Origin of the sequence: Acidovorax sp. (assembly GCF_046339755.1) — a bacterium.
GTDB lineage: Bacteria > Pseudomonadota > Gammaproteobacteria > Burkholderiales > Burkholderiaceae_C > Acidovorax.
Map to the genome: position 1 here is coordinate 18,763 of NZ_JBKDTZ010000132.1, position 17,718 is coordinate 36,480.

A 17,718-nucleotide genomic window follows, 5' to 3' on the forward strand; every position below is an offset into this window, starting at 1 on the left:
GAATTAAGGGGCGGTGCGCATCACATTGAGGTCAAGTTGCTGCAGGCCTTGCACCGAAACCAGGGCCTGCACCACGCGCTGGTCGTGCGTGGCAATCACCAGGCTGGCATCGCAGGCGGCAGCGCTGGCCTGCAGCAGGGCCAGGGCGTCGGCGGCCGCCTCATCATCCAGGCTGGCAGTGGGCTCGTCGGCCAGCAGGATCTGGGGCTGCAGCAGCACCGCGCGCGCCAGCGCCACGCGCTGCGCCTGCCCGCCCGAGAGCTGGTGCGGCCGGCGCGCCGCCAGTTCGGCCACGCCCACCTGGGCCAGGGCCCGGGTGATGGCCGCATCGTCACGCGGCAGCCCGGCCGCAAAGTACACCAGGGCCAAATTGTCGGCCACGGTGAGCGCGCTGCTCAGGTGCAGCTTTTGCGGCAGAAAGCCGACACTGCGCGCACGCCAGGCGTCGATCTCGGCGCCGCGCTGCGTGCCCAGCTGGGTGCTGGCCACGAACAGGTCGCCGCCCGCGGGCGAACGCAACCCCGCCATGAGCGCCAGCCAGGTCGACTTGCCCGTGCCCGAGCGCCCGCGCAGCAGCAAGGTGCCGCCCTGGCGCAGGTCCACATCGGGAAAGCGCAGCGGCTCGCTGCCCTCGGTATAGCGGTAGGAGAGGCCTCTGGTACGGATCATGCGGCCGCGCCCCCGGCCGGGTGCGCACAGCCCGCGCAGCGGCCGCGCACGGCCACGTCCACCGCCAGGCTTTCGTGGCCCGCCGTGGCCAGCGCGGCCAGCACCTGCTTCAAGGCCGACTGCACGCGCGCCGAGCCCTGCGCCAAACGGAACTGGCGGTGGCAGTCGCCGCACTCAAAGCGCGGCACGGCGGAATCCTCATCCCGCGAGGCCAGCGCGAACCGGGTCACGCGGGCTGCATCGACCTGCTTGTTGAGCAGGCCGGCCGCGGCAAAGCGGTCCAGCATGCGGTAGACGGTGACCTTGTTGACGGGCGCGCCTGCCGCAGCCAGCGCGGACTCCACCTCGGATTCGGACAGCGCCGCATCGGGGCGCGCCTCGTACAGCGCAGCCAGGGCGCGCGTGGCCTTGGTAGCGCGCATGCCGGGCGGCAAGGTCCAGGCGCCCTGGCGGTCGATGGTCGATGGAGTGGATCGGGCGGTAGGCATGGGTAGGGCCGGTGCGAACAGAGATGCCGGTAACGCAATTGGCTTGCATTATGCATGCACCACGGCGGCCCCTCGGCCATTTCCCGAGGGGGCCAGCGGGCAATGCTGGCCACCGTGCCCGCCCTCTCACTCAGGACCAGAGGCGATAAAACCAGTAGCTCTCATCCCCGTCGACACGCTGCACCAGTTCGCGCGGGCTGAGGCCGGTGACGCGCTGCGTCTCGCGGCAGAGGTGGGCCTGGTCGGCATAGCCGGCGTCGGCCGCCACGTCCTGCCAGCGGGGCTGCGCGCCACTGTGCTCGCTGGCCACGCGCGCTTGCAGCAGCGTGGATTCCGCGCGCGACAGCCAGGCCAGGCGGCGCATGGGCTGGCCGGCCCAGGTGCGGGCATGCCGCTCCAGATTGCGCAGGCTGGAACCCAGGCCGGCGGCCATGGCATGGGCCTGCAGGGCACCCCGCCAGCGGCCCGCGGGGTTGTCGCTGCCGGCCAAGCCCGCCGCATGCGGCCGCCACCAGCCGGTCACCGCGCTCTCGACCAGGGACATGCGCTCGGCATCGCTTTCGGCCTGCCGCACCTGGGTGCAAAGCGCCGCCCAGTGGGATGGCAGCACATCTTCGGCCGGCAGCACTCCATCCACCAGTGCCCCCACATCCAGGCCTGTGATCTGGTGGAAGGCATGCGGTTGGAACACCACGCCAAAGCTGCGCCCCGGCCCGGGGTTGCGGGTGACCAGCGGCCGGGATTGGGGGCCGAGCAGCAGCGTCGAGGCCAGAGGCTGGGGCGCCCCGCCCGCAGGATCCACCCGCTCCGAGCCACCCTGCAGGAGCCAGGCGACACCGCAATAGACGGAGGCAGGGTAACGGTTCAATTGCCCGCCCAAAGGTGCCGGCCGGCCTGTCGTGTCCTTGAGGATGTAGGCACGGATGCAGCCCGCCAGCGCAGGCGGCGGCAGCGCGATGGTGGCAAACGGAAGCGTGAGCTGCAGACGCATGGCCCTCGCATGGTAGTGGCTTTTACAGGCCGGGCACAGGGGCTGCCGTTTGGCGAAAACCTTCAAGACAGCGGGCACATTGGCGCCCAGAATCGCGCCACCATGAGCCACAACCCTCCTCCGATCGCGCCCGCGCTGCAACCCCTTCTGGCTTCAGCCCGGCCCAGCCGCACGGCGCTGCTGTGCGGCATCGCCCGTGCCCGGCACCAGTTGCTCGATGGCGGCGAAGTCTTTTCCGACCCGCTGGCCCTCGACATCCTGGGCCCCGAACTGGCATCGCAGGTGCACCAATGGGCCCACGACCACGGGCCAGAGGGCCGCCTCAGCGACCGGGGCAGTTTCTCCGAGGCCATGCGCGGCGCCCTGGCCGCCCGCAGCCGCATCGCGGAAGACACCTTGCGCGCAGCCGTGGCCGATGGTGCCATCCAGTATGTGGTGTTGGGCGCCGGCCTGGACACCTTTGCCCTGCGCCGCAGCCAGTGGCCGCAAGGGCTAGCGCGGGTGTTCGAGGTCGATCACCCGGCCACCCAGGCGTGGAAGCAGCAGTTGGCCGGCGCGGCCGGGCTGGGCATGCCTGCGGGCGCCAGCCATGTGCCGGTGGACTTCGAACGGCAGGACTTCATGGAGCAGCTGCTGGCCTGCGGCCTCGACCCGCGCGAGCGCACGGTGTTCGCCTGGCTGGGCGTCAGCATGTACCTGGCGTCTGCGGCGGTGCGTGCCACCTTCGCGCGCATCGGGGCACGCATGGCGCCGGGCAGCGTGCTGGTCTTTGACTATGTGCGGCGCCCGGCCTCCTGGGAGCTGGGGCGCCGGCTGGCCCTGGGCCTGATGGCGCGCCGCTTTCGCCGCATGGGCGAGCCCTGGCACTGCTTTCTGGCCGATGCCGAGCTGCAGGCCCTGCTCGCGGAGTGCGGCTTTGCGCCGGCCGACGTCATCAGCGCACAGGACATCATGCGCACCCTGCTCGCGGCCCGCCCCGCCTCACGGCTGCAAAAGGCCATGGGCGGATTGCTGGGCGGGGTGGTGCGCGCCCGGGTCGCTGCCCGGTCCGGGACCGTCAGTCCTCCTTGAGGTACTTGCGGAAGGTCTTGCGGAATTTCTCCACCTTGGGGCCCACCACGAAGGCGCAATAGCCCTGCCCCGGGTGCTTGGCAAAGTAATCCTGGTGGTAGTCCTCGGCCGTGCTGTAGTTGGCCAGGGGCTTCACCTCGGTGGTGATGGGCGCGCCGAACAGCTTGTCCTGCCCCATCTGGCGCACCATGGCCTGGGCCAGCTCGCCATGGGCCGGGTCCTCGTAGTAGATGCCGCTGCGGTACTGCGTGCCCACGTCGTTGCCCTGGCGGTTGAGCGTGGTCGGGTCGTGCGTGTGGAAGAAGATCTCCAGGATCTCTTCGAGGCTGATCTCGTCGGCATCGAAGGTCAGGCGCACCACCTCGGCATGGCCGGTGTCACCCCCGCAGATCTGTTCGTAGGTCGGCTGCACGGTATGGCCGTTGGTGTAGCCGCTTTCCACGTCGGTGATGCCGCGCACGCGGTCGAAAACCGCCTCGGTGCACCAGAAGCAGCCGCCGCCCAGGGTGATGGTTTGCAGTTTCTCTGCCATGAAGGTCTCCATGCGATGAAAGTTTCCATGGCATGGTACGCGGCCTCGGGTGCCGCAGTGCGGGCGGGGCTATTGCCGCAAGCCTTGAGTACAGCCCCGAGATCCGTCCCATAACGCACCGCTGCCGGCTAGGACGCGCGGCAACCGTCTCAGAGATCAGTAACCCCGTGGACGAATCGTCACCTTTCCTGATCTCTGCAGTTCGCGCCAAAACTCCAGGTGCTCTGCAGGTGAGTCGGCATCAGTGTAGTAAGGAGCCGGCCAATTCTCTTCCGAGTCGTCATAGTCTGCATCGTAGCTTTTAGCTGCGATGGGTGCAGCCCGGAGCTTTCTGCTGAGATCATGAATGTCCATCTGCTTCAATACGGACTCGGGCGTAGTCCGAAGCTCATGCCCCAGGCGCTCCAGCACTTCCTGTACCTTGGCCAGGTCATATAGTTTGTCGGGATGGTCCCAAGTCAATACGAAGACGATTTCGCTGATATCCATTGCCAACTCAAGACCATCCACGCTGGTGACAACAAACCGCATATGTTTGTGGTCCAGGTCGCCTAGCGTTGCGCGGCGGATTCTCCGAAACTCAGCAAAATTCCGCTGCACTTCAATAGTCTGATCCACCGACAAAATCCGGGGTGGAGCGGGCGCGAGGCTGATTCTTCCGTGGCGAGCCTCCAGGTCTTTGAGATCGATCACCAGATCTTCAAACACCTTCACGTACTGCTGGCGATCAAAGACAAATTCGCGCGGCTTGGGATGGCCTTCTTTGGTGGTTGCCAAATATTCGTATGGTTCCTCAGGGAATGCCCACCGAACCGATGAGCCGTCCACCGTCATGAGGGTGGGCTCATTGATCCGGGCGCATCCAGGAGTTCCACACTCGCAATTGAACGGCCAGATTTCTCCCGAGATCAGTCCAAAGCCATAAACCTCCAAGGCCTCAAACGGATAGTCCTTGAATTTTCCAATGTACGGGTCTGTATCAATGACAGGCACGACATGCACCAGCAGGTACGGCCCGGACAATCGATTTCCTCCGGGCACCTCTTCTGTTTCAATTTTAAAGCGCAGCGTGGACGCCATTTCCAATCCCATTTGCTCAGCAACGGGTTGGAATTTTGACCCATGCTGGAGAGTTCGCCAAATGATCTGCTTTCACCACTGCGTGTCGCATCCGGCCGACCATGCTGTCGTTCTTGAAGCCGGTTTAACAGAGCCGATCTATTCGTACTTCCGCCCCTGCTCCATCAGCTCGGGCGTGCCGATCAGCGCATTAAGCCCGTCAAAATCCAGCATGCGCTCCTTGTACGGCGCCGTGGTCTGGTGAGCGTGCAGGCTGGCGTAATAGCCCTGCAGGGTATTGGCCACGGCCCGCGCGGTGCCGCCGGGGAAGATGGCGATGCGAAAGCCGCGCGCGCCCAGCTCCTGCGCGCTCTGCACGGGGGTCTTGCCGCCTTCGACCATGTTGGCCAGCAGGGGAATGCGGTGGGCGAAGCGCTGGCAGGCGGCGTCCATCTGCTCGGGGGTGCGCAGGGCCTCGATGAACAGTGCGTCCACCCCGCATTCGAGGTAGCGCTCGGCGCGCTCGAAGGCGGCCTCGATGCCCTCGACCGCGATGGCGTCGGTGCGCGCCAGGATGAGGGTGCGGGCGTCGCGCCGCGCGTCCAGCGCGGCATGCAGCTTGCCGCACATCTCGGCGACCGGCACCACGGTCTTGCCGTCCAGGTGGCCGCAGCGCTTGGGAAAGCCCTGGTCCTCCACCTGCACCATGGCGGCGCCCGCGCGCTCGAAGCCGCGCACCGTGCGCTGCATGTTGAGCGCGTTGCCGAAGCCTGTGTCGGCATCGACGATGACGGGCGTGCGCACGCGCTCGGTGATGCGCGCCAGCGTGTCCTCCACCTCGGTGTAGGTGGTCAAGCCCACGTCGGAGCGGCCCAACCGGGTGTAGGCGATGGAAGCGCCCGAGAGGTACAGAGCCTCGAAGCCGGCCTGCTCGGCCACCAGGGCGCTCAGCGCGTCGTAGATGCCAGGGGCCAGAAGGATGTTCGGCTGCTGCAGCCGTTCTTTCAAGGAGATCGCGGTCATGGAGATGGAGTGGTGCCGTTGGTGGATAGCAGTTGGCGGGCGGCGGTGTGCGCGGCAATGAAGCCGCCGGCCACGGCGCTCAGCAGGCCGTTGCCGGAGAGATAACCCCAGACGGCATCGCCCGAAACGCCGCGCGCCGCACCGCCGGCAGCCAGCAGGTTGGGAAATGGCCGGCCCATCGCGTCGAGCACCCGGCATTGCGCATCGATGTCGAGCCCGCCCTGGGTATGGAACAAGGCACCTGTGACCTTGACGGCGCAGAACGGCGCTTGCAGCGGCCGTGCCCCGGGGCGCGGGTACGGGCCCTGCCCCGCCAGGGTGCCGGCCAGCGTGTTTTCGTCGCAGCCGATCAGGGTGGCCAGGGCCTGCACGCTATCGCAGTGTTTCACGGCGCCCGCCGCCTCGGCATCCACAAAGTCTGGAAAACCGCGCGCCAGCGCCAGGATGGGCCCATCGAACACATTCCAGGCCACGCCGCCGGGCTGGGCCAGGACATGGACCGAGGCCTCGGAATAGCCCTGTGTCTCGTCATGGAAGCGCCGGCCCAGGGCATTGACCTGGATCCCGCCTTCCATCATCAGCGCCCAGGAAATCAGCGCTCCCTGGGGGATGGCCCAGGAACCATGGCCCTGGTAGCCGCCCAGGTCGGCCAGGCGGGCGCCGAGCGCCCGGCCCCAGGCAATCGCGCTGCCGTCGTTGCCCGTATGGCCGGCGAACAGGGCGTCGCGCATTTCGGGCAGCAGTTCGCGCACCATGGCGGCATTGCCGCCAAAGCCGTTGCAGGCCAGGATGGCAGCGTCGCACGACAGATGCTCCAGCGTGCCATCGGGCCGCTCGTAGCCCACGCCGATCACGAGGCCCGTGTCATCGGCCCAGAGCTCGCGCACGGTGGCGTCGGTCACCAGGGGAATGTCCGCCGCGGCCACCGCATTGGCCAGGCGGCCCATCAGGCCTACGCCGGTCTTCTCGGGCACGGCATGCATGCGCCGCACGCTGTGGCCGGGGTAGAGAAAGCCGTCCAGCACCTGCCACTGCAGGCCATGGCGCTGCTGCAGCGCATCCAGCGCCGGGCCGATGGCCCGGGCATAGGCCTGCACCAGGTGCGGCGCCGCCCTTCCCTTGGCCTTGGCACCGATGTCGGCGGCAAAGCGCTCGGGGCTGTCGTCAATGCCCAGCTCCCGCTGCACCTGCGTGGCCGGTGCGGGGATGAAACCCGAGGACAGGGCCGAGGAGCCGGTGGGCGTGGCATCGCGCTCCAGCACGGCGCAGTCCACCCCCAGGTCGTGCAGCACCAGCGCGGCCGTGAGGCCGCAGGCCCCGCCGCCGATGATGGCCACGGGCACATGGTTGTCCTGCGCGGCCGCAGGCATGCGGTCGGCGCGGCGGATGGTGGGCGACAGGCCCGTCATGGTGTGCCGGCCGCCAATGCCGCGATGAAGTCCGCGCAGCTCAGCACCTGGGCCACATTGGACATGTCGGCCAGCGCCGTGTCGTGCACCTCTTGGCGGAAGGCGGCGCAGCCGTCCGACAGCACCAGCGTGCGGTAGTCGCGCATGTGGGCGTCGCGCACCGTGCTGGCCACGCCACCATTGGTGACGATGCCGCACACGGCCACGGTGTCGATGCCCGCGCGGCGCAGCACCCAGTCGAGCTGGGTGTTGAAGAAGGCCGAGTAAGCGACCTTGCAGACCGAGACATCCACCCACGGCGCGATCTCGGGTACGTGGGCCTGGCCCGTGCCGCCCGGCGCGAAGTCGCCGCGCCGCAGAAAGGGGCGCAGTTCCTTGAGGTGGGGCGAGACCATGGGCTCGCCCTCAGCGTCCGGCCACAGCGTGAACTGGCTGCCCGCCACCAGGCCGCCGCCGGCCTTGACAGCCTGGGCCACCTGGGCCACGCGCGGCGGCAGCAGCTGCGCGGCCGGGCTCACGGCGCCACCGCGCGCATAGGCGCCATCGGGCGCGAGAAAGTCGTTTTGCAGATCGATCACGACCAGTGCCACGCGCCGCGGCTGCAGAGGGCTGGCGGCGCTGCTCATGCTGCACGCACCAGCAGGTTGCCCAGCGTGTCCACCGTGGCGTGAAAGCCCGGCTCCAGCCACACGGTGGTGTCGGGTTGCTCCAGGATGGCCGGTCCTTCGATGCGGGTACCCACGGGCAGGTCCAGCCGCGCGTGGCGCAAGGCGTCCCACCACTGGCCGGCATGGAACACGCGCTGCACGCCCAGCGGCGGGTTCAGCATGGTCGATTGCGGGGCGAGTACCGTGAGGTCGAACTTGGGGCGCACACCCACGCGTGCGTAGCGCAGGTTCATCACCCGCACGGCGATACCGGCCAGCACCCGGCCGAAGGCGGCGCAGTAGGCGGCCTCGAACCCTGCCTGGATGACCTCGCGGGGGATTGCCTCCGCGGCGAGCGGCACCTGCACCGTGTGCGTCTGCCCGGCGTAGAGCATATCCAGCGCAATGATCTCCTGCACCTCGACGAACTGCACGCCCGCCGAATCCAGGCGCTGCTGGCAGGCTTCGGACAGGGCCTGCACGCGCTGGCGCAGGTCGGCCACGTCCAGTTCGGCCAGGGGCTTGTTCAGGGTCTGCACGGCGTCGTGGCGCATATCGGCCATCACGCAGCCCAGGGCCGAGGTGACGCCCGGGTAGCGCGGCACGATGCCCGTGCCCACGCCCACCTCGCGCATCATGGCGCACACATGCAGCGCGCCACCGCCTCCAAAAGGCATGTAGGCGAACTGGCGCGGGTCGTGCCCGCGCTCGATGGAAACCACGCGCACGGCGCCGGCCATCTTGGCCTTGGCCACGGTGAGGATGGCCTCGGCAGCGGCCATCACGTCCAGGCCCAGGGGCAGTGCCACATGGGTCTCGATGGCATCGCGCGATTTGGCAGCATCCATGGCGGCCAACAGGCCGCCACCCAGCGGCCGGTCGGCCGCGATGCGGCCCAGCAGCACGTTGGCATCGGTCACCGTGGGCCGGGTGTTGCCGCGCCCGTAGCAGGCGGGGCCGGGAACGCTGCCGGCCGACTCGGGGCCCACCTGCAGCATCCCGCTGGCGTCCACCGAGGCGATGGAACCGCCGCCCGCGCCGATGGTTTCGATCTGGATCATGGGCGAGCGCACCACCATGCCGAACTCGATGGAGGTCTGCGCCGCCAGGGCCGCCTCGCCACCCGCCACCAGCGACACGTCGAACGAGGTGCCGCCCATGTCACCCGTGATGGCATCCGGGAAGCCCGCCGCGCGTGCGATGGCCGCACAGGCGATCACCCCCGCCGCGGGGCCCGACAGCGCCGTTCGTACCGGCACGTCGCAGGCCGTCTGGCGCGACATCACGCCGCCATTGCTCTGCACGATGAGCAACTCGCCCGCGAAGCCCTGGCCGCGCAGGTCGCCCTCCAGCCGCTCCAGGTAGCTGCCCACCACAGGCTGCAGGGCCGCATTGAGCGTGGCGGTGGAACAGCGCTCGAACTCGCGGATCTCGGGCAGCACCTCGCTGGCCGCCGTCACATGGGCGTTGGGCCACAGGCTGCGCACGGCTGCCACGGCCGCCTGCTCGTTGGCCGCGTTGGCGTAGGTGTTGATGAAGAACACGCACACGGCCTCGCAGCCCGCATCGAGCAATGCCTGGGCCTGGGCTTTCACCTGGTTCAGGTCCACCGGCGTGTGCAGCGTGCCGTCGGCCAGCACGCGCTCGTCCACCTCCAGGCGCAGGTCGCGCGGCACGATGGGCTCGAAGCTGCCGCGCAGGCCCCAGGTCTGCGGGCGGTCGCGGCGGCGCATCTCCAGCACATCGCGAACGCCGCGCGTGGTGATGATGCCGGTGCGTGCCACCTTGCGCTCCAGCAGCGCATTGGTGCCCACCGTGGTGCCATGCACGATGGTGGCGATGGCCGCCGCCGAATCCGCCACGCGCGCCACGCCGTTCATGAAGCCGCGCGCCTCTTCCCCGCGGGTGGAGGGCACCTTGACGATGCGGGCGCTGCCGTCCGCCTCGTCGAGCACGAAAAGATCGGTGAAGGTGCCGCCCACGTCCACACCCACCACAAAGGAAGCCTTGCCGCTCATGCTTCGCCTTTCACTGCTGCTGCGCTGTCGTCCACCACATAACCCATCGCCGCGTCGCTCTCACGCGCCGTCACCTTGCGTGCCGCAGGGGCGCCGTAGCCGCCTCCGCCCGGGGTCTCCAGGCGCACGCGCTCGCCCTGTTTCAGCTTGATGCCGATCATCTTGGAGCGCATGGGCGGGGTCTTCCACTCGCCCGCGTTCTCGTAGCTGAAGACGTTCAGGGCACCCTCCCCGCCCCCGGCGATGCCCTGGGGCGCGGCCTTGCCACGCTCGCCGAAGATGAAGACCTCGGCATCCTGCTCCAGCAGCTCGATCTCGTAGATGGCCCCCAGGCCGCCCCGGTGCTGGCCGTCGCCGCCCGAGCCCGGGCGCAGCGCCCATTGCGTGAAACGCACCGGGTAGGCCGCCTCCAGGATTTCCAGCGGCGGAATCGTCGCCGTGGAGATGGGCGCATTGCCGTGGCTCATGCCGTCGCCATCCGAATGCCCGCCGTGGCCGCCGCCGAAGAAGCTGAACATCACCCAGCGCTGGCCCTTGCGCGCCGCATCGGTGCGGTGCCCGGCGATGGACAGGGCGTTGATGGTGCCGTAGGCCTGGGCCATGGCGCGCTCGGGCGCGGCCAGGGCCGTGGCGCTGAAGATCACGTCGATCATGCGCAAGATGGTCTCGGTGTAGCCGCCCACCGGGCGCGGCCGCGCGGCGCTGATCACCAGGCCGTCGGGCAGCACGAAGTCCACCGCATCGAGCACCCCGTCATTGGCGGGCACGTCCGGGAACAGGTGCTTGAGCGCCACGTAGCAGGCCGCGATGGCCGTGGCGCGGGAGATGTTGACCGGCCCCGCGCACTGGGGCGAGCTGCGCGAGAAGTCGAGCGTGAGCCGGTCGCCGTGCACCGTCATGTCCAGGGCGATGGTCAGAGCCTCGTCCTTCACGCCGTCGTTGTCCAGCATGTCGCTGAAGCTGTAGCGCCCGTCGGGCAGCGCCGCGATGTGCGAGCGCATGAGCCTGACGGCGCGCGTGCGCAGCTCGCCCATGGCTTGCAGCACCACGCCGTCGCCGTACTGGTCGAGCAAGTCATGCAGGCGCCGCTCGCCCAGGTCCAGGGCCGAGAGCTGGCCGTTGAGGTCGCCCCACAGGCTGTCGGGCAGCCGGGTGTTGGCCTTGAGGATGGCCAGCACGTCCTCGTCCAGCGTGCCGCCGCGCACGATACGCACGGGCGGTATCTGCACCGCCTCCTGCCAGCACTCCGTGGCGGCCGGGTTGTAGTTGCCGGGCACATTGCCGCCCACGTCGTGCCAGTGCGCGGCCGAGGCGAGAAAGCAGTACAGCCTGCCGCCACGGAAGAACGGCCGCACCAGCTTGAAGTCGTTGGCGTGCGTGCCGCCCTCGTAGGGGTCGTTGAACAGCCAGGTATCGCCCTCGGCCATGCCGCCGCGCCCGTCCGCGATGCGCATGGCCGCGCGCACCGCAAAGGCCATGGCCCCCACGAAGACCGGCAGGCCCGACTTGCCCTGCACCAGGGTGTCGCCGCTGGTGGCGTCGTACAGGCCGTGGCAGGCGTCGTGCGCCTCGGCGATGATGGGGTTGAACGCGCTGCGGTAGAGCGTGGCGTCCATTTCGTCGGCGATCTGTTCGAGCCGCCCGCGCAGCACCGCGAGGGTGACGGGGTCCATGCTGCTGGTAGTGGTTGTGTGTTCAGCCATTCACGGCCTCCTTGCCAAATCGGGCGCGCAGCTGGTTCATCAACCCGCCAGCGCGCACCATGTCCATGAGAAACGGGGGAATCGGGTCGCACGCCAGGCGCGTGCCATCCGCAGTGACCACGGCAGGGGTGTGCCAGTCCAGGGCGATCTGCGCGCCCTCGGCCATCCGTCCCGCCTCGGGGCAGGTCAGCAGCAGCAGGCCCAGGTTGAAGGCGTTGCGAAAGTACAGGCCGCTGAACGAGGGCGCGACGACCGCCACGAGGCCCAGGCGCACCAGCACGGCGGCGGCCTGCTCGCGAGAGGAGCCGATGCCGAAATTGGGCCCGGCCACGATCACGTCGCCCTGGCGCACGCCGCCCACGAAGTCCGGCCGCACGGATTCCAGGCAGTGGCGTGCCAGCACCTCGATGCCGTGTTTCATCGCGTGGCCGGGGGCCAGCACGTCGGTGTCGATGTCGGCACCGAGCTTCCAGACCCTGTGCAACGGTGCGCCGCTCATGCCAGCACCTCGCGCGGGTCGGCAATCCGGCCCCTGAGGGCCGATGCGGCCACCGTGTAGGGCGAGGCCAGGTACACCTGGGCCGTGGCCGAGCCCATGCGCCCCTTGAAGTTGCGCGCCGTGCTGGAGATCACGGTGGTGCCGTCGCCCACCGTGTCGCCATAGCCGGCGCAGGCGCCGCAGGTGGTGGTAACGAGTTCGGCCCCGGCGTCCTGCAGCACCTGCAGCACACCCTCATCGCGGGCCGCAGCCTGGTCCTGCTGGCTGGCGGGCGCCACCATCAGCCGCACACCGCTGGCCACGCGCTGGCCGCGCAGCACACTGGCTGCGGCGCGCAGGTCGTCGAGCTTGGCGCCAGTGCAGGCGCCGATGTAGGCCACGTCGATGTGCGTGCCCGCATGCTGGCCCACCGCAGCGGTATTGGCGGGACTGTGGGGCGCCGCCACCTGGGGTGCCAGGGTGCCTGCGTCGAAGTCGTGGCGGGTGAGTGGCGCACCGGGGTCGGTTCGCCAGGCGTCGAGGCCCTGCAGGTCCGCGTCGGGCACACCATGGGCCGCCAGCCAGTCGCGCGTGGTGGCGTCGGGGGCGATCAGGCCGGCCTGGGCACCCAGCTCGGCGCTCATGTTCGAGAGCGTCATGCGCTCCTGCATCGACAAGGCCTGCACGGCCGGGCCGGCAAACTCCACCGCCTGGTACTGGCCGCCGTTCATGCCGAAGCGGCCGATCATGTGCAGCATCATGTCCTTGGCGGTCACGCCGGGGGCTAGGTGCCCGGTCCAGTGCATCTGCAGGGTATTGGGTACGCGCAGCCATATCTCGCCGGTGACCACCACGCCCAGCATCTCGGTGCTGCCGATGCCGAACATGTAGGCGCCAAAGGCCCCGCCCGTGGGCGAATGCGAATCCCCGCCCACGCAGAACATGCCGGGGCGAATGTGGCCGTGCTGCGGCACCACCACGTGGCAGATGCCCTGGCCGTCGTAGACATGGGGCAAGGCCTGCTCCTGTGCCCAGTCGCGCGCGATGCGCACGATGCGGCGCGACTCCTCGTCGCGCTCGGGCAGGTAGTGGTCCATGACCAGCACCACGCGCGACTTGTCCCAGATACGGGCCCCGAGCTCGTCGAGCATGGGCTTGAGCCGGCGCGGGCCGGACGAATCGTGGAACATGGCCAGGTCCACGCTGCAGTTCACGATCTCACCCGGCGTGACGCCGGTGCGCCCGCTTGCACGGGCCACCAGCTTCTGCGCCAGGGTGCTGGGCGGGGAGCTCATTCGGGCTTGGCTCCGGCAAAGCGCACGACCTTGGCCCAGCGCGGAATCTCGGCCTGCACGAAGCGCGCGAACTCCTCGGGGCTGTTGCCCACGGGCACGGCCCCCTCGGTCTCCAGGCGCTTCTTCACCTCGGGCGTGGCGATGGCCTGGCGCGCGGCGTCGCTCAGGCGCTTGGCCAACTCGGGGGCCATGTTCCCCGGCCCGAACAGGCCGAACCAGGCGCTCGACTCGTATCCCGGCAGCACCTCGGAAATCGCGGGCACGTCCGGGAAGGCCGGCAGGCGCCTGGCGCTGGTGACGCCGAGCGCCCGGAGCTTGCCCGCCCGCACCTGGGCCTGGGCATTGCCCACCGCGGCGAACATCAGCTCCACCTGCCCGGCCAGCACGTCCTGCAGCGCAGGGGCCGTGCCGCGGTAGGGGATGTTGACGATGTAGGCGCCCGACTGCATCTTGAAGGCATCTCCCGCCAGGTGCAGCGAGGAGCCCACGGCGCCGATGGCGAAGTTGAGCGTGCCCGGCTTGGCCTTGGCCAGCGCGATCAGCTCGCGCACGTCCTTGGCGGGCACCGCCGGATTGGCCACCAGGATCGAGGGCGAGGTGGCCACACAGGTGAGTGGCGTGAAGTCCTTGATCGGATCGAAGGGCAGCGAAGGGTACAGGCTGGCGTTGATGGCATGGCTCGTGAAGCTCATGAGCAGCGTGTTGCCGTCGGGCGCGGCCTTGGCCACGGCCTCGGCGGCGATGTTGCCGCCCGCGCCGGGGCGGTTCTCCACCACCACGGTGCGGCCGAGCTGGCGACCCATCTCATTGGCCAGGTTGCGCGCCAGGGTGTCGGTGGAGCCGCCTGCGGGCGCGCCCACCAGGATGCGGATGGGCGCGTTGTTCTGGGCCAGGGCCTGCCCGAGGGGAAGCACCGCGGGCAAGGCCAGCAGCAGATTTCGGCGTGGAATGGTCATGTGGTTGTCTCCTTTTTGTCAGAGGCCCAGGTAGGCCCGGCGCAGTTCGTCGCTGCGTAGCAGTTCGCCAGGGGCGCCGGCAAACCGGATGCTCCCGTTCTCCATCACATAGGCGCGGTCGGCGATCTCCAGCGACTGGCCCACGTTCTGCTCGACCAGCAGCACGGCCAGGCCGGTGGAGCGCAGTTGCCGGATCAGGCCGAACATCTCCTCGACCAGCAGCGGCGACAGGCCCAGCGAGGGTTCGTCCAGGATCAAGAGGCGCGGCTCGGCCATGAGGCCCCGGCCGATGGCCAGCATCTGCTGCTCGCCGCCGCTCATGGTGCCGGCCAGTTGGCCGGTGCGTTCCTTGAGGCGCGGGAAGGTCGCGAACACCTTGTCGATGTTCTCGGCCCGCCGCTCCCGGGCGCGGGTGAAGCTGCCCAGCGAGAGGTTCTCCAGCACGCTGAGATTGGGGAAGATCTTGCGCCCCTCGGGCACCTGGATCAGCCCGGCCTTGACGACCTCGGTGTAGTGCGCGCCGCTCAGGTCCGCGCCGCCGAAGGCGACCGTGCCGGCCCAGGCCTTGTAGATGCCGCAGACCACGTTGTTGAGGGTGGACTTGCCGGCGCCATTGCTGCCCAGCAGGGCCACGGTTTCGCCAGGGTTGACCGTGAGGTCGACACCGCGCAGCACCTCGACGCGGCCATAGCCGCCGCGCAGGCCGGTGATGCCGAGCAAGGGAGCCGTGTTCATGCGGCCTCCTTCGCGGCGGCGGCGCGCAGGCGCGCGGCCGTGCCATGGCCCAGGTAGGCCTCGATCACGCGTTCGTCGGATGTCACAGTGGCAGGGCTGCCCTCGGCAATCAGCTGGCCCTGGGCCAGCACCCAGACGTGCTCGGCCAGGTTCATCACGGCCTGCATGACGTGCTCGATCATCAGCACCGTCACGCCGCCCTGGGCAATGCCGCGCACCACGGGAATCATCTCGGCAATCTCCTGCGGGTTGAGTCCGGCCAGCACCTCGTCGAGCAGCAAGAGGCGCGGCCGGGTGGCCAGGGCTCGCGCCAGCTCCAGCCGCTTGCGCCCGGCCACGGTGAGGTCCGAGGCGGGCTTGTCCAGTTGCGCGGCCAGGCCCACACGTGCGGCCACGTCGGTGGCCAGTGCCAGGGCGGCGGCGCGGCGCGGCTCGTGCAGGTGGGCGCCCACGGCGATGTTCTCGCGCACGGTCTGGGCAGCGAAGGGCTGCACGATCTGGAAGGTGCGCGCCATGCCCAGCCGGGCATTCAGGTACGGGGCCTGGCCGGTGATGTCCTGCCCGGCCAGGCTCACGCTGCCCGTGTCGGGCCGCACGAAGCCGCTCATCAGCGCGAACAAGGTGGTCTTGCCGGCGCCGTTGGGGCCGATCAGCGCCGTCAGCGTGCCTTCGGGCACGGTGAGGCTCACGTTCTGCACGGCCTTGAGGCCGCCGAAGGACTTGCCCACGCCGCTAAGGGTCAACAGTTCATTGGCCATGGCGGCCTCCCGATCGTTTCCACAGGTCCACCACCGACTGGCCCAGCCCCGCGATGCCGCGCGGCAGGAACATGACGATGAGCACCAGCACCGTGCCGTAGATCACCATGTTGATCCCGGGCAGTTGGCCGAACAGGTTGCGCGTGAGGTCGGCCAGCACGTGCAATACCAGGGCGCCGAGAACCGGACCCCAGACGGTACCGATGCCGCCCACGATGGCCGCCACCAAGGCCTCCACCGACGTGGCCGAGCCGTAGGCGATGCCCGGGTCGATGTACTGGAACACCTGCACATAGAACGCCCCGGCCGCGCCCATGAAGCCGCCCGACAGCGCGATGGCACCCAGTTTGACGCGGAAGGGGTTGACGCCCACGGCGCGGGCCGCATCCTCGTTGTCGCGCACGGCCTGCAGCCAGGCACCGAAGCGCGAGTTGCGCAGCCACCAACTGGCCAGCAGCGCCAGGGTGACCAGCGCCAGGATCAGGAAGACATAGCCCTTGCGCGAGCCGAACTGCATGTTGGAGAGCGATTCCTTGAGCGGCAGCATCAACCCCACGCCCGCGCCGGTGAACGGCACCGACAGCGCCAGGATGCGGAACACCTCGGCGAACGCCAGCGTGACCAGCGCGAAGTACGAGCCCTTGAGCCCGTAGCGGAACGACAGCCCGCCCACGAACAGCCCCACCAGCGCGCTGCCACCCACCGCCATGGGCAGGGCCAGCCAGGGGTTGATGCCGCCCTGCATCTGCGCGATGGCCTGGATGTAGGCCCCCGTGCCGAAGAACAGCGCGTGGCCGAACGAGAACTGCCCGCCGAAGCCGCCCAGGATGTTCCAGGCCTGCGCCAGCAGCGCCGCGTACAGGGACATCATGACGAAGTTGAGCAACACGCCCGAATCGGACGCCAGGGTGATGGCCGACACGGCCAGCACGAAAAGTGCGATGGATGCGAGCTGCTTCATTGCCGGGCTCCGAACAGGCCCTGCGGGCGGAACAGCAGCACGGCGATGAAGATGGCGAAGATGCCGATCTGCCCCAGCGATTCGCCCAGGTACAGGCCGCCGAGCGATTCGACCACCCCGATCAGCAATCCGCCCACCAGCGCACCGGCAAAGCTGCCCATGCCGCCGAGCACGACGATGGTGAATGCCACCAGCACGAAGCCGCTGCCCACCTGCGGGTTGACGTAGTAGGCCGGCAGCAGAAAGCATGCGGCCGCGCCCAGGCAGGCCAGGCCGATGCCGAAGCTCATGGCGTAGACATGGTCCACATGGATGCCCATGAGCTTGGCGCCGTGCTTCTCGCGCGCCACGGCGCGGATGGCGCGGCCCAGGTCGGTGCGCCCCACGATCCACAGCAGCAGGCCCGAGACCACCAGCGCCCCGGCGAAGGACACCAGCTTGGGCAGCGCGATCATGGCCGGGCCGATGGCCACGGTGGTCAGGGTGTAGGCCGTCTCGATGGTGCGCGTGTCGGACTTGAAGAACAGCAGGGCCAGGTTCTCCATCACGATGGAGATGCCCAGCGTGACCAGCAGGATGTTCTCGTCCTTGCCGTGGCTGGCGCGGTTGATGACCATGCGCTGCAGCCCATAGCCCAGCACGAACATGCCGGGCACGAGGATGGGCAGCGCCAGGTAGGGGTCGATCCCCCAGTGCTGCTTGAGCAGGTAGACGGCGTACAGCGCCAGCATCAGCGACGCGCCGTGCGCGAAGTTGATGATGTGCAGCACGCCGTAGATCAAGGTGAGGCCCAGGGCGATCAGCGCGTAGACCGCGCCGGTCGTCAGCCCATTGAGGACCGAGGGGAAGAGAATGCTGAGATCGAACATGGAGGTGGTGTGCGCGGCATTCAGGCGAAGGCGCGGCCCGGCACCAGCGATTTCTG

18 protein-coding genes are annotated in these 17,718 nt (G+C 69.0%); 1 reads left to right on the forward strand and 17 read right to left on the reverse strand.

Annotated features, from left to right (window positions below; all coding sequences use genetic code 11):
• Positions 1 to 3: 3 nt before the first annotated feature.
• From ACK59X_RS10615 to ACK59X_RS10625, 3 genes are all read right to left on the reverse strand, one after another.
• The gene (locus ACK59X_RS10615; protein ID WP_409957185.1) at positions 4 to 669 is read right to left on the reverse strand and encodes an ABC transporter ATP-binding protein; all 666 of its coding nucleotides are present in this window, start codon (positions 667 to 669) and stop codon (positions 4 to 6) included.
• Positions 666 to 1,091 carry a transcriptional repressor gene (locus tag ACK59X_RS10620; protein ID WP_409957238.1) on the reverse strand — a complete coding sequence of 142 codons (426 nt, stop codon included), beginning with the start codon at positions 1,089 to 1,091 and terminating at the stop codon, positions 666 to 668. Before ACK59X_RS10620 ends, ACK59X_RS10615 begins: the two co-directional genes overlap by 4 nt.
• Positions 1,092 to 1,287: 196 nt before the next feature.
• Positions 1,288 to 2,148, reverse strand: coding sequence for a DUF6597 domain-containing transcriptional factor (locus tag ACK59X_RS10625; protein WP_409957187.1), 861 nt, complete (start codon positions 2,146 to 2,148; stop codon positions 1,288 to 1,290).
• A gap of 102 nt (positions 2,149 to 2,250) precedes the next feature.
• Here ACK59X_RS10625 and ACK59X_RS10630 point away from each other — a divergent pair, with 102 nt between their 5' ends.
• The gene (locus ACK59X_RS10630; RefSeq protein ID WP_409957189.1) at positions 2,251 to 3,219 is read left to right on the forward strand and encodes a class I SAM-dependent methyltransferase; all 969 of its coding nucleotides are present in this window, start codon (positions 2,251 to 2,253) and stop codon (positions 3,217 to 3,219) included.
• Here ACK59X_RS10630 and msrA read toward each other — a convergent pair.
• The 14 genes from msrA to ACK59X_RS10700 form a co-directional block, all read right to left on the reverse strand.
• Entirely contained in the window at positions 3,206 to 3,751 is a 546-nt protein-coding gene (msrA, locus tag ACK59X_RS10635; protein WP_409957190.1) for a peptide-methionine (S)-S-oxide reductase MsrA, read from the reverse strand. The genes ACK59X_RS10630 and msrA overlap by 14 nt on opposite strands.
• A 156-nt stretch (positions 3,752 to 3,907) precedes the next feature.
• On the reverse strand, positions 3,908 to 4,843 hold the full coding sequence (locus tag ACK59X_RS10640; RefSeq protein WP_409957192.1) for a hypothetical protein: 936 nt from the start codon (positions 4,841 to 4,843) through the stop codon (positions 3,908 to 3,910).
• Positions 4,844 to 4,969: 126 nt separating this feature from the next.
• Complete coding sequence (locus ACK59X_RS10645; RefSeq protein WP_409957194.1) at positions 4,970 to 5,833, reverse strand: oxaloacetate decarboxylase; 864 nt, start codon at positions 5,831 to 5,833, stop codon at positions 4,970 to 4,972.
• Complete coding sequence (locus tag ACK59X_RS10650) at positions 5,830 to 7,242, reverse strand: FAD-dependent oxidoreductase (RefSeq protein ID WP_409957195.1); 1,413 nt, start codon at positions 7,240 to 7,242, stop codon at positions 5,830 to 5,832. Before ACK59X_RS10650 ends, ACK59X_RS10645 begins: the two co-directional genes overlap by 4 nt.
• The gene (locus ACK59X_RS10655; protein WP_409957197.1) at positions 7,239 to 7,868 is read right to left on the reverse strand and encodes a cysteine hydrolase family protein; all 630 of its coding nucleotides are present in this window, start codon (positions 7,866 to 7,868) and stop codon (positions 7,239 to 7,241) included. Before ACK59X_RS10655 ends, ACK59X_RS10650 begins: the two co-directional genes overlap by 4 nt.
• Complete coding sequence (locus tag ACK59X_RS10660; RefSeq protein ID WP_409957199.1) at positions 7,865 to 9,907, reverse strand: hydantoinase/oxoprolinase family protein; 2,043 nt, start codon at positions 9,905 to 9,907, stop codon at positions 7,865 to 7,867. The genes ACK59X_RS10655 and ACK59X_RS10660 overlap by 4 nt, the downstream gene beginning before the upstream one ends.
• A complete protein-coding gene (locus ACK59X_RS10665; protein WP_409957202.1) occupies positions 9,904 to 11,610 on the reverse strand; it encodes a hydantoinase B/oxoprolinase family protein in 1,707 nt (568 codons plus the stop codon). The genes ACK59X_RS10660 and ACK59X_RS10665 overlap by 4 nt, the downstream gene beginning before the upstream one ends.
• Positions 11,603 to 12,109 carry a 3-isopropylmalate dehydratase gene (locus ACK59X_RS10670; protein ID WP_409957204.1) on the reverse strand — a complete coding sequence of 169 codons (507 nt, stop codon included), beginning with the start codon at positions 12,107 to 12,109 and terminating at the stop codon, positions 11,603 to 11,605. Before ACK59X_RS10670 ends, ACK59X_RS10665 begins: the two co-directional genes overlap by 8 nt.
• Positions 12,106 to 13,383, reverse strand: a complete 1,278-nt coding sequence (locus ACK59X_RS10675; protein ID WP_409957206.1) for a 3-isopropylmalate dehydratase large subunit — start codon at positions 13,381 to 13,383, stop codon at positions 12,106 to 12,108. The genes ACK59X_RS10670 and ACK59X_RS10675 overlap by 4 nt, the downstream gene beginning before the upstream one ends.
• Positions 13,380 to 14,339, reverse strand: a complete 960-nt coding sequence (locus tag ACK59X_RS10680; protein WP_409957208.1) for a tripartite tricarboxylate transporter substrate binding protein — start codon at positions 14,337 to 14,339, stop codon at positions 13,380 to 13,382. The genes ACK59X_RS10675 and ACK59X_RS10680 overlap by 4 nt, the downstream gene beginning before the upstream one ends.
• Before the next feature lie 18 nt (positions 14,340 to 14,357).
• The gene (locus tag ACK59X_RS10685; RefSeq protein WP_409957210.1) at positions 14,358 to 15,074 is read right to left on the reverse strand and encodes an ABC transporter ATP-binding protein; all 717 of its coding nucleotides are present in this window, start codon (positions 15,072 to 15,074) and stop codon (positions 14,358 to 14,360) included.
• Positions 15,071 to 15,832 (reverse strand): ABC transporter ATP-binding protein, encoded by a 762-nt coding sequence (locus ACK59X_RS10690; RefSeq protein WP_409957212.1) that lies wholly within the window; start codon positions 15,830 to 15,832, stop codon positions 15,071 to 15,073. The genes ACK59X_RS10685 and ACK59X_RS10690 overlap by 4 nt, the downstream gene beginning before the upstream one ends.
• Entirely contained in the window at positions 15,822 to 16,793 is a 972-nt protein-coding gene (locus tag ACK59X_RS10695; RefSeq protein ID WP_409957214.1) for a branched-chain amino acid ABC transporter permease, read from the reverse strand. Before ACK59X_RS10695 ends, ACK59X_RS10690 begins: the two co-directional genes overlap by 11 nt.
• Positions 16,790 to 17,662 (reverse strand): branched-chain amino acid ABC transporter permease, encoded by an 873-nt coding sequence (locus ACK59X_RS10700; protein WP_409957216.1) that lies wholly within the window; start codon positions 17,660 to 17,662, stop codon positions 16,790 to 16,792. The genes ACK59X_RS10695 and ACK59X_RS10700 overlap by 4 nt, the downstream gene beginning before the upstream one ends.
• Positions 17,663 to 17,718 lie beyond the last annotated feature (56 nt).